We start from the raw sequence: 12,618 nt of genomic DNA, 5'->3' as shown, positions 1-12,618 counted from the left end.
GCGGGGGTTCAAAGCGATATGAGATTGATCAAGCCTTTATTGGGGGCCGCGTTGACGCTGGCAGCCGGCATGGGCATCGCCCAGCAGGCGCAGCAGACGTCTCCGGCCTTGGTTCCGGCGCCTGCAACGGCTTCGGAGAGCGGTGGGCCGGTCGCCGCGCCTGCAGCCGATGGCCGTCGCGCGCTGACAAAGGAAGATGCGGACAACTGGCTGGACGGCTTCATGCCCTATGCGCTTGCGCGCGGGGACATTGCCGGTGCCGTCGTCGTGATCGTCAAGGACGGGCAAGTGCTGACGCAGCGCGGCTTCGGCTTTTCCGATGTCGCCGCGCGTAAGCCCGTCGATCCCGCCACCACTTTGTTCCGGCCCGGATCGGTGTCGAAACTCTATACCTGGACGGCGGTGATGCAGCTCGTCGAACAGGGCAAGATCGACCTCGATGCCGATGTGAACACCTATCTCGATTTCAAGATTCCCGCCTATCAGGGCAAGCCGCTCACCATGCGGAACATCATGACGCATACCCCGGGTTTCGAGGAAGCCGGGCGCGACCTGATCACCGACAAGGGGCCGGTGTCTACGCTCGAGGCCGCGCTGAAGCGCTGGACGCCGCACCGCGTCTATGCGCCGGGCTCGACCCCGGCCTATTCAAATTATGCGACGGCACTGGCCGGATATATCGTCCAGCGCCTCTCCGGCATGCCGTTCGACGATTATATAGAGCGCAACATCTTCCAGCGGCTGGGCATGACCCATGCCAGCTTCCGCCAGCCGCTTCCGGCCAATCTGCAGCCGTTCATGGCCAAGGGCTATCAGCTCGGATCGGGCGAGGCCAAGCCCTATGAACTCGTCGCGCTGGCGCCTGCCGGCAGCTCGGCGATCAGCGGCGGCGACATGGCCAAGTTCATGATCGCGCACCTCGCCGATGGCGGGCCGCTGCTGAAGCCCGAGACCGCGAAGCTTATGCACTCGCCGGCCAATGATCCGATCCCGGGGCTCGATCGGATGATGCTCGGCTTCTACGAGCAGAAGGTCAACGGCCAGAGCGCGATCTCGCATGGCGGCGACACCGGCTGGTTCCATTCCGATCTGTTCCTGTTCCCGCAGGAAAAGGTGGGCATCTATATTTCCGCGAACAGCGTGGGCAAGGACGGTGCGATCAGCCCGATCCGGACCGCCTTGTTCCGGCAATTCGCCGATCGCTATTTCCCCGCCAAGGATTCGGCGCTGCCGCCCGAATTGCCGACGGCGAAGGAACATGCCGCGATGGTTGCCGGCACCTATGAGAGCAGCCGTGCGCCGGTCGAGAATTTCGCGGCCATGCTGGGACTTATGAGCCAGCTCAAGGTGACGACCGACAAGGATGGCAAGCTTTCGGTCGACGCGTTCACCACCCTGGGTGGCGCGCCGCGAAAATGGGTCGAGGTTTCGCCGTTCATCTGGCGATCGATCGAGGACGGCGAACTGTTCGGCGCGAAGGTGGAGAACGGGAAGGTCGTCCGCGTCTCCTATGGTCCGATCGCGCCGATCATGGTGTTCGACCGGGCGCCCTGGTACAAGGATACCGCCTGGGTGCTGCCGCTGCTCATCGCCAGCCTGATCGTCATCGCCCTGACGGCGCTGGCCTGGCCGATCGGGGCGATTGCCCGCCGGCGCTATGGCGCCGCGCTGAACCTGACCGGGCGCGACCTTTCTGCCTACCGCGTGGTGCGGTTGTTCTGCTGGCTTGCGCTCGCGGTTCCGCTTGGCTGGATCTATCTGATCTCGGTGGCTTTCGAGGGGACGACCCCGGCCGCCGGCATCTGGTTCCTGCAGATCCTGGGCATCCTCGTCATCCCCGGCCTGTTCGGGCTGGCGGTCTGGAATGCGCTGCGGATCTTCAAGGCGCGCCGCGGCTGGTTTGCCAAGACGTGGAGCGTGCTGCTGGCGCTTGCAGCCTTCATGCTGCTCTTCGTCGCCTTCGTATTCAAGCTGATCAGCCTGGGCGCGAATTTCTGAAGGACGGGGCGTCCGGCAGTGCCGGACGCCTGCGCCTTTTGGGCCATTGGGGCGGGGCGGAAACGCCTCGCCCCTTTGCTTTGGAACATTGGAGGAACAAAATTATGTTCCACTCTTGTTCTATGAGAACAAATCATATACATCGCCATCATGCGTTGAACCCAACACGCGATCCATCTACGGAAAGGGCGGGCCATGGCGGCACAACTCAAGCTCATCGAATCCGACAAGGGAAATATGGACAGGCAGAAAGCACTGGAGGCGGCGCTCGCCCAGATCGACCGCGCGTTCGGCAAGGGATCGGCGATGAAGCTCGGTTCGCGCGAAGCGATGGAGGTGGAGGCGATCTCCACCGGATCGCTCGGGCTCGACATCGCACTCGGCATCGGCGGCCTGCCGCGCGGCCGCGTCGTCGAAATCTATGGCCCGGAAAGCTCGGGCAAGACGACGCTGGCGCTGCATGTCATCGCCGAGGCGCAGAAAATGGGCGGCACCGCGGCGTTCGTCGATGCCGAGCACGCACTCGATCCGGTCTATGCGAAGAAACTGGGCGTCAATATCGACGAGCTGATCGTCTCTCAGCCCGACACGGGTGAGCAGGCGCTGGAGATCACCGACACGCTGGTGCGCTCCAATGCGATCGACGTGCTCGTGGTCGATTCGGTCGCGGCACTCGTGCCCCGCGCCGAAATCGAGGGCGAGATGGGCGACAGCCATGTCGGCCTGCAAGCGCGCTTGATGTCGCAGTCGCTGCGCAAGCTGACCGGCTCGATCAGCCGTTCGCGCTGCATCGTCATCTTCATCAACCAGCTCCGCATGAAGATCGGCGTGATGTACGGCAACCCCGAGACGACGACGGGCGGCAATGCGCTGAAATTCTACGCCTCGGTCCGCCTCGACATCCGTCGCACCGGCCAGATCAAGGATCGCGACGATATCGTGGGCAACACGACGCGCGTGAAAGTGGTCAAGAACAAGGTGGCGCCGCCGTTCAAGCAGGTCGAATTCGACATCATGTATGGCGAGGGCGTCTCCAAGATCGGCGAGATCCTCGATCTCGGCGTCAAGGCCGGGCTCGTCGAGAAGTCGGGTGCCTGGTTCTCCTACGACTCGGTCCGGATCGGCCAGGGTCGGGAGAATGCCAAGACCTTCCTCAAGGAAAATACCGAACTGGCCGCCAAGCTCGAGGCCGCGATCCGTACGCGCACCGAGAAGGTTGCCGAGGAAATGATGACCGGACCCGAAGCGGATGACGATATCTGATCGGCTTACGCTTCAAGCACAGGGAAGGCCCGTCGCGCGTCGGCGGGCCTTTCGTGTTTTTGGGTCTGATCAAGCTCGCTTGATTCACTCCATGTCCTTCCCACGAACGCGGGAAGGACAGAATCTCGGGCGTGGGCTGGCGGACAAGCCTGCCCTCGGGAAATCCCTTTCGCCATTTCGGCGAAAGATGCGAGACTATGGCGTAACGCAACCCGTCGCGCCTGTGTGAGCGGATGGACGGGCGGATGGGAGAAGCCGATGACGATCACCGTCCATCATCTCGAAAATTCGCGCTCGCAGCGTGTCCTCTGGATGCTCGAAGAACTCGGCCTGGCTTATGAGGTGAAGCGCTACGAGCGGAACCCCAAGACTATGCTTGCGCCGCCCGAACTCAAGGCGATCCATCCGCTCGGCAAATCGCCGTTGATCGAGCATGATGGCCGCGTCATCGCGGAAACCGCCGCGATCCTCGAATATCTCGTCGAGATTGCCGATGGCAGGCTGGGGCCGCCGCCGCACCGCGATGCGGCGTTGCGCTATCGTTATTTCATGCATTACGCCGAAGGCTCGATGATGCCGCCGTTGCTGCTGATGCTCGTCATCAACAAGCTGGGCCTGCTCGGCCGTCCCGCGCGGTCGCGCATCCAGTCGATGGTCGACCAGCACCTCGACTTCGTCGAAACGGAACTTGCGTCGCGCCCCTGGTTCGCGGGCGACGTCTTCACGGCTGCCGACATCATGATGAGTTTTCCGCTGGAAGCGGCACGCCATCGTGCCGGCCTTGATGCGCGGCGTCCGGCGACGATCGCCTGGCTCGACACCATCCATGCCCATCCGGCCTATGTCACGGCATTGGAGCGGGGCGGACCTTACGCCTACGCTTGAGGCCCACACCCTGAACAACCTTCCGCGTCATTCCAGCGAAAGCTGGAATCTCACTTCTTCCCTCGCTGCGGTGACCAGAAAAGAGGGATTCCAGCTTTCGCTGGAATGACGGGCCAGGGGCAAGCAGCCGCGACCAAAATCGCCGCGTGCGTCCCCTCAAACGTCGCGAAACCTGTCCGGCGCCTTGTCGGCCGAGGTGGGAACGTGGCTCGGCGCATGGGGCGGCTCGATCTCGGGCGGCTGCATCGGGTCGAGGCCGCCTTCCCATTTCGCGATAACGGTGCTCGCAACAGCGTTGCCGATGACGTTGGTCGCGGTTCGCCCCATGTCGAGGAAATGGTCGACAGCCAGGATCAGCAGCAGGCCGGCTTCGGGAATCTTGAACAGGGGCAGCGTCGCGGCGATGACGACCAGGCTGGCGCGAGGGACGCCGGCAATGCCCTTGCTGGTCACCATCAGCACCAGCAGCAGCGTGATCTCCTGCCCGAGCGACAGGTCGATGCCATAGGCCTGGGCGATGAAGATCGCCGCGAAGGTCATGTACATCATCGAGCCGTCGAGATTGAACGAATAGCCCAAGGGCAGCACGAAGCTGGCAATGCGCGGTGGCACGCCGAACCGGTCGAGCGCCTCCAGCGTGCGGGGGAAGGCGGCTTCGGACGATGCGGTGGAGAAACCGAGCAGGATCGGTTCACGCAGATAACGGACGAGCAGGCCGGTGCGCTTGCCGACGACCAGGAACGCGACGCCCAGCAGCAGCGCCCACAGGATGATGAGGCCGAGATAGAAGCTGCCCATGAAATAGGCGAGGTCGCCGATGACGCCCGGACCGCGTTCGGTGAGCGTCCCGGCAACCGCGGCGAAGACGGCGAACGGGGCGAACCGCATGACATAGTCGGTGATCTGGAGCATCACATGGACCAGCGCCTCGGTCGCTTTCACCAGCGGCGCGGCCTTTTCACCGACCGCGGTGATCGCGACGCCGACAAACACCGAGAAGACGACGATCTGCAGGATCTCGTTGGTCGCCATCGCTTCGATCATCGAGGCGGGCACCAGATGGGTGATGAAGTCCTTCAGGCTGAAGCCGGCCTTTGCCAGCCCAGCGGTTTCGGTCACCGGCGGTAGCGGCAGGTTGAGCCCGACGCCGGGCTGGAGCAGGTTGACGAGCACGAGGCCCAGCGACAGCGACACCAGGCTCGCGCCGATGAACCATGTCAGCGAGCGTAGGCCGACCCGGCCCAGCGCTGCCGTGTCGCCCATATGGGCGATGCCGACGACGAGCGTCGAGAAGACTAGTGGCGCGATGATCATCTTGATCAGCCGCAGGAACAGCGTGGTCACGATCGAGAAATAGCCGGCAATCTCTTTCAATCGCGCATCGGCGGCGGCGCTGCCGTCGTTGAGACCGGCATTGATCGCCCAACCGACCACCAGGCCGAGCGCCAATGCGATCATGATATAGGTCGTCAGGCGCTTCGCCACTTCATTCTCCCCCGCGATTCCGATCGTCCGAGGCCGAAATGCCAGGCACTTCGGCGCGAAGCCGGAATCATATGCTGCTCAAATGGCCGGACCTTGATCGCATCGAGCAGAACAGCCCGAAGCGATCAAGGTCCGATGAAGCGCTCTAGGAAGGGCATCATGGCGCGTCGGTCAAGCAGGAATGGCTCAGAACCTGTTTGAGAAAGCGCGAAAGAGCGCTTTTCAATGGCGGTACCGGCGTCCTCAAACAGACTCTCAGGCCGCCGCTTTCGCTTGCCGAACGACATCATCGGCATGCTTGCCGCCGAGTTCGGCGAGATGATCGAATCGCGCTTCAAAGCTTGCCAACCCCTGGCTCAGGGACCGAAGTTCCGCGTCGAGGCCGTTCAATTCGGCTTCGGGCAGCATGGCTTCGACCACGTCCCAGCGCGACCATCCTTCGCGCGTATCGATGCCGAGCACCTGGCCGCGACGGCTCGAGACCGCCGAACTGACGCGCGATGTCGCATGGCCGGGTGTCGCCACGGTGACGCGGCAGACCGGTTCGAGCAGATAGGGAGCGCATTGCGGCAACGCCTCGGCCATCGCGATTCGCCCCGCCGTCCGGAATGCGAGCTCGGAACTGTCGACCGAATGGAATGATCCGTCGGTCAGCGTCACCGCGACATCGACCACCGGAAAGCCCAGCGGCCCTTTCGTCATCGCATCCTGCACGCCATTCTCGACCGCCGGAATCCATTGCTTGGGGATGGCACCCCCGGTGATGCGGTCGGCAAAGGCAAAACCTTCACCGGCCGATAGCGGCCGGACCTCGATGACGACATCGCCAAACTGGCCATGCCCGCCCGACTGCTTCTTGTGGCGTCCACGCTGGGTTGCCGGCTTGCGGATCGATTCGCGATAGGCGATGCCGGGTTTGCGCGTCTCGACCGCGACGCCGTAGCGCCGCTTCAGCTTGGCAAGCGTGGTGCCGAGATGCTCGTCATTGACTCCGCGCAACAGCGTTTCGTGCAGCGCATCATCCTGCTCCCAGGCGAGCGATGGATCTTCCTCGATCAATTTCTGGAGCGCGGTGGACAGGCGGACATCGTCCTTGCGGTCCTTCGTCACGATCGCGACGGCGGCATTGGCTGCGGGCCGGGAAAGGGCAGGGGCATCGCCCCGCGGGCGACCGCCGATCCCGAGCCAGCGCCCGGCGCGGGCTTCGTCCAGTTTTGCGAGAGCGACGATGCCACCGGCTTCGGCGGCGCCGAGTTTGGTCGTCGTGGCGCCTTGAACCGAAAACAATCCGCCAACCCTGAAGAGCTCGCCGGCCGCATCCTGAAGCTCGCTTCCCTCCGGAAGCTTGCCGCCGAAGATCCGCGCATAGGCAAGCCGTCCTACCGCGCTGCCATGCGAGACCTTGAAGACGAAGGCGCCGTTGCCGGCGAGTCCCAGCCGCTTGGCGGCGGCATCGGCAACGGCGGTCTCGTGGCGCAGCATCTTGAGCAGCCGCCGCACGCCAAATCCGTTCAGTGCCGATCCGAACATCACGGGGACCACCAGCCCGTCCCGGGCTTCGCGCGCCAGATCGGAGACGATGGTTTCGATGTCGGGCGCTTCGTCCGACAGCAATTGTTCGAGCAGGTCATCGTCATGATCCGACAATTGCTCGAGCATATGGAAGCGATCGGCGGTTTCGCGTTCCTTGAGTGCGCCGGGGATCTCGATCCGCTCGGATTCCTTGCCGGGACGATATTGATAGGCGCGTTCGAGCGCGAGATCGACGCAGCCGGTCACTTTTTCGCCTTCGCGGATCGGGATCTGCCTGGCGATGAGCGCGGCCTGGCTCAATGGCTGGAGCGCTTCGAGCAATCCGCGGATCGAGCCGCGGCCCTGGTCGATCTTGTTGACGAAGATGGCATGCGGGATGCCGAGCGCTTCCAGCCTGCGCAGCGACGGTTCCGCCAGGCCTGCGCGCGCCTCGTCGGGATCGATCACCACCAAAGCCAGATCGGCCGCCATCAACGCCGCGTCGCCATCCGCCGAAAAACCGATGGCGCCGGGCGCGTCGAGCAATGTGAAACTGTCCCCCAGATAGTCGAAGCGCATCAGGTTCAATTCGGTCGATCCGCCGCGTGCACGTGCTTCCGCGCTCGCGTCGCCGATGCTGGTTCCGGCGGAGACCGCGCCTTGCCGCGGGATCGCGCCTGCCGCGAACAGCAATGCTTCCGCGAGGCTCGTCTTTCCCGCGCCGGCCGGACCGACCAACGCGACAGCTCTAGCGCCTGCCTGATGCTCCATATGACCTCTCCTAGCTCAAGGGATTATCGTCTCCTCTACCCCGCACCGAATCATGCTCTGCCTGTGCGCGGCGGATTGCAAGCGGGGCGTTGCACGTCATGTTGCGCCCGATATCGCCGGGAAAGGACCGGAAAGGCTTCGGATTTCCGTCGAAGCACTTGCCGACCGAAAAACCGCTTCCCACTTTTTCGGGAAGTGCTCTAAGTCGCGCTCATGACATCGACCAACGACATCCGCCGCTCCTTCCTCGACTATTTCGAGAGCACGGGGCATGCGCGCGTGCCATCCGCACCGTTGGTGCCGCACAATGATCCGACGCTCATGTTCGTCAACGCCGGCATGGTCCCGTTCAAGAACGTGTTCACCGGCCTGGAGAAGCGCCCTTATTCGACGGCGACGTCGAGCCAGAAATGCGTCCGCGCCGGCGGCAAGCATAATGATCTCGACAATGTCGGTTATACCGCGCGCCATCACACATTCTTCGAGATGCTGGGCAATTTCAGCTTCGGCGATTATTTCAAGGAACAGGCGATCATCCACGCCTGGACCTTGCTGACCCGGGAATGGGGGCTTTCGCCCGACAAGCTGACCGCCACCGTCTATCATACCGACGATCAGGCGTTCGATTTGTGGAAGAAGATTGCGGGCCTGCCCGATCACCGGATCATCCGCATCGCGACCAAGGACAATTTCTGGGCGATGGGATCCGATGGGCCGTGCGGTCCCTGCTCCGAGATATTCTACGATCATGGCGATCATATCCCGGGCGGCCCGCCGGGTTCGCCCGATGAGGACGGCGATCGCTTCGTCGAGATCTGGAACCTCGTCTTCATGCAGTTCCTGCAGGAAGAGGACAAGATCGTCGGCGATCTGCCGCGCCCGTCGATCGACACCGGCATGGGGCTGGAGCGCGTCGCAGCCGTGCTCCAGGGCGTCCATGACAATTACGACACCGACATTTTCAAGGCGCTGATCGCCGAAAGCGGTGCGCTCACCCGCACCCCGACCGATGGCGAGCATCAGGCGAGCCATCGCGTGATCGCCGATCACCTGCGCGCTTCGGGTTTCCTGGTGGCCGACGGTGTGCTGCCGGCGAATGAAGGGCGCGGCTATGTGCTCCGCCGCATCATGCGCCGCGCGATGCGCCACGCGCATATCCTCGGCGCCCGCGAGCCGCTGATGCACCGGATGGTTCCGTCGCTGGTGGCGGAGATGGGCGCGGCCTTTCCCGAACTGGTCCGCGCGCAGCCGCTGATCGAAGCCACGCTCGCCCAGGAAGAGACGCGTTTCCGCCAGACGCTGTCGAACGGGCTGCGCCTGCTCGACGAAGCGACGGTGACGATGGGAGAGGGCGATACGCTTCCCGGCGAAACCGCCTTCAAGCTCTATGACACCTATGGTTTCCCCTATGACCTGACCGAGGATGCGTTGCGCCCGCGCGGGTTGAGCGTTGATCGTGCCGGCTTCGATGCGGCGATGGCCGCGCAGAAAGCCGCTGCGCGGGCTGCGTGGAAGGGATCGGGCGACAAGGCGTCGGACGAGATCTGGTACGACATCGCCGAGGAACTCGGCGGCACCGAGTTTATCGGCTATGCATCGTCCGAGGGCGAAGCGCAGGTGCTGGCGCTCGTCAAGGACGGGAAGCGCGTCGAACGCGCGACTGCGGGCGACACGCTGGTGATCCTGACCAACCAGACGCCCTTTTACGGCGAGAGCGGCGGCCAGATGGGCGACGCCGGCGTCATCGACAACGACAAGGGTTTCAAGGCGGCCGTCAAGGACACCTCGAAACCGCTCGGCCGGCTCCACGCGCATCAGGCAGTGGTCGAGGCCGGCGACATCGCGGTGGGCGACACCGTCCATCTGACGATCGATGCCGAGCGTCGCGCGCAGATCCGTGCCAATCACTCGGCGACGCACTTGCTCCATGCCGCGCTGCGCCAGCGACTGGGTGGTCATGTCTCGCAAAAGGGCAGCCTTGTCGCGCCCGACCGCCTGCGCTTCGACTTCTCGCATCCATCGGCGCTCACGTCGGAGCAGGTCGCCGAGATCGAGGCCGATGTGAATGCACAGATCCGGGGCAATGAGAGCGTGACGACCCGCCTGATGACGCCCGACGACGCGGTCGCCGCCGGCGCGCTGGCCTTGTTCGGCGAGAAATATGGTGACGAGGTGCGCGTGCTCTCGATGGGCAATGGCGATGAGCGCCGCTATTCGGTCGAACTGTGCGGCGGCACCCATGTCGATGCGCTCGGCGACATCGCGATCTTCAAGATCGTGTCCGAAAGCGCGGTTTCGAGCGGTGTTCGCCGTATCGAAGCCCTGACCGGCGAGGCCGCGCGCCTCTGGCTCAATGCCCGTGACGAACGCCTCAAGGAAACAGCGGCGGCATTGAAGTCGGCGCCCGATGAAGTGCCTTTGCGCGTTGCGGCGCTGCTCGACGAGCGCAAGCGGCTTGAACGCGAATTGGCCGAGGCGAAGAAGGCGCTCGCGATGGGCGGCGGCGCGGCCAAGGCGGATGCGGCCGGTCCCGAACAGGTCGGCGGCCATGCATTTCTCGGCCAGGTGGTCGAAGGTCTCGATCCCAAGGGATTGCGCGGCGCGGTCGACGAGATGAAGGCGCGCGTCGGTTCGGGTGTCGCGGCGCTGGTGGCGGTCAATGACGGCCGCGCCTCGGTCGCGGTTGGCATCACCGACGATCTGGTCGGCACGATCAGCGCGGTCGATCTCGTCAAGGCGGCAGTGACCGCGCTTGGTGGCCAGGGTGGCGGTGGTCGTCCGGACATGGCGCAGGGCGGTGGGCCCGATGGTGACAAGGCGGTCGACGCCCTGGCTGCGATCCGCGACGCTCTGGAGTCGGTGCCCGCCTGAACGGAAAGGGTCAGCTCTTCAGTTCGCCGAGTTTGGTGCGCCGCAGCCGCGGCTCGCGGTCGAGCTGGCCATGGTCCTTGATGATCTTGCGATATTCGTCGCGTTTCTCATGGATCGATGCGATCACCGGTCCCATCGCGACACCGAGATCGACCAGCACCGCTTCCGATAGCTGGAGCGAACTTTCGAGCGTTTCGGGCACTGCGTCGGTTGCACCCGCGCGATAAAGTTCGGCGGCGTGATCGGTGTCGCGCGCGCGTGCGACGATGGTAAGGTCGGGATAACGTTTGCGAACCTGAGTGGTGATGCGGACGACCTGCACCGGATCGTCCATCGTCAGGATCAGCGCACCGGCATTGTCGAGGTCCAGCCGGTCGAGCAGACCCGGCCGGCCGATATCGCCGAAGATGACGGGATAGCCCTCCTTACGCGCACGGGCGACGGCATCGATATCGGCGTCCACCGCCACCATCGGCTTGCCATGCGCCTTGAGCATGTCCGACACCAGCGACCCGACACGCCCGTAACCGATGACGATCGCGCGCGGGGTGCTTTCGTCATGCGCATCCTCCGCCGGCGCGTCGCGCAGTTCGACCCGGCGGGCGACGTCGCGTCCCACGCGCGCGAGCAGGGGCGTGATGGTAAGGCCAAGCGCGGTGACGATCTGCCAGAAAGCCGCGGTCTGCTGGGTGATGAGCTGCGCCTGTACCGCCGCGGCGAGCACGATCAGCGTGGTTTCGGACGGCGACGACATCAGCAGCCCGGTTTCGGCCGCAACGGCCGGGCGTTCGCCGCTGAACCGCAGGATCAATGTGGTGATCACAGTCTTTGCGATGACCACGCCGACCACGGCGGTCACCAGCGGCAGCCAGTTTTCCGCGATCACGCGAATGTCCAGGCTCATGCCGACGGTGATCAGGAACACGCCGAGCGCCAGCCCCTTGAATGGGGCCGTCATCACTTCGACTTCGGTGTGATATTCGGTCTCGGCGATCAGCAGTCCGGCCAGCAGCGCGCCGACGATCGGCGACAGGCCGACGGCGGTGGTGGCGATGCTGGCAAGGATGACGACGAGCAGGCTGGCGGACAGGAACAGTTCGGGGCTCTTGGTTCGCGCCGCTTGTGCGAAGAGCCGCGGCAGCAGCAGGCGGCCAAGCACCATCATCGCCCCGATCGTGAGCCCGCCCAGCCAGAGCGTACGCACCAGATTGTCGACGCCTTCGCTCTGCGCATAGGGTGCGAGCGCGCCGAGCGCGAAGATGATCGGGACGAGGGCCAGATCCTCGAACAGCAGCATCGCGAACGCCGATCGGCCGACCGGGCTGGATGTGCCCGTCATCGGCAACACCAGCGCGGTGGAGGACAGCGCCAGTGCCAGCCCGAGGCCGATCGCTCCGGCCCAGCTTTGCCCGATCAGCGCGAGCGCGATGCCGATGACGGCACCGGACAGGGCCATTTCCGCCGCCCCAAGCCCGAACACCAGCCGCCGCATGTTCCACAGCCGCTTGAACGACAGTTCGAGCCCGATCGAGAACAGCAGCAGGATGATGCCGAGTTCGGCGAAGGGTTCGATCGAATGCGCGTCGGTGATGGTGAAATGATAGAGCCATGGTGCCTGGCCAACGAGCGAACCCAGCCCCGACGGGCCGACAAGCATGCCGACCAGGATGAAGCCGATCACCGGATTGATGCGGAACCGTGCGAATGCCGGAATCACCAGCCCCGCCGCGCCCAGGATGACGAGCGAATCGCTGAAGGCGTGGGATTCAACTGAAATGGCCATGACGCACCATTGCGGCTGAAGCGGTCGATTTCCAGCATTTGGGTAGAAAA

7 protein-coding genes are annotated in these 12,618 nt (G+C 64.2%); 4 read left to right on the top strand and 3 right to left on the bottom strand.

All coding sequences use genetic code 11. The features are described 5' to 3' along the window. Window positions 1–51: 51 nt before the first annotated feature. The 3 genes from AC3WN8_RS17280 (at window position 52) to AC3WN8_RS17270 (ending at window position 4,146) form a co-directional block, all read left to right on the top strand. Window positions 52–1,998: a serine hydrolase domain-containing protein gene (locus AC3WN8_RS17280; protein WP_492670703.1), complete on the top strand. Its 1,947-nt coding sequence runs from the start codon at window positions 52–54 to the stop codon at window positions 1,996–1,998. A 195-nt stretch (window positions 1,999–2,193) separates the two neighbouring features. Continuing rightward, entirely contained in the window at window positions 2,194–3,261 is a 1,068-nt protein-coding gene (gene recA / locus AC3WN8_RS17275) for a recombinase RecA (protein WP_492670702.1), read from the top strand. A 258-nt stretch (window positions 3,262–3,519) separates the two neighbouring features. Next, window positions 3,520–4,146: a glutathione S-transferase family protein gene (locus AC3WN8_RS17270; protein ID WP_492670701.1), complete on the top strand. Its 627-nt coding sequence runs from the start codon at window positions 3,520–3,522 to the stop codon at window positions 4,144–4,146. 156 nt (window positions 4,147–4,302) lie between these two features. On the opposite strand, the gene AC3WN8_RS17265 is transcribed toward AC3WN8_RS17270, so the two are convergent. Further along, window positions 4,303–5,631: a dicarboxylate/amino acid:cation symporter gene (locus tag AC3WN8_RS17265; protein WP_492670700.1), complete on the bottom strand. Its 1,329-nt coding sequence runs from the start codon at window positions 5,629–5,631 to the stop codon at window positions 4,303–4,305. Between the two features lie 255 nt (window positions 5,632–5,886). Beyond that, window positions 5,887–7,914 carry an elongation factor G gene (locus AC3WN8_RS17260; protein WP_492670699.1) on the bottom strand — a complete coding sequence of 676 codons (2,028 nt, stop codon included), beginning with the start codon at window positions 7,912–7,914 and terminating at the stop codon, window positions 5,887–5,889. 213 nt (window positions 7,915–8,127) lie between these two features. Between AC3WN8_RS17260 and alaS the strand changes: the two genes are divergently transcribed. Continuing rightward, complete coding sequence (alaS, locus tag AC3WN8_RS17255; RefSeq protein WP_492670698.1) at window positions 8,128–10,785, top strand: alanine--tRNA ligase; 2,658 nt, start codon at window positions 8,128–8,130, stop codon at window positions 10,783–10,785. 10 nt (window positions 10,786–10,795) lie between these two features. Here alaS and AC3WN8_RS17250 read toward each other — a convergent pair whose 3' ends face one another. Beyond that, a complete protein-coding gene (locus AC3WN8_RS17250) occupies window positions 10,796–12,568 on the bottom strand; it encodes a cation:proton antiporter domain-containing protein (protein WP_492670697.1) in 1,773 nt (590 codons plus the stop codon). Window positions 12,569–12,618: the final 50 nt, after the last annotated feature.

The sequence above is a fragment of the Sphingobium sp. FW305-3-2-15-F-TSA7 genome (assembly GCF_058787155.1).
This window is presented reverse-complemented; position numbering and strand designations above follow the sequence as displayed.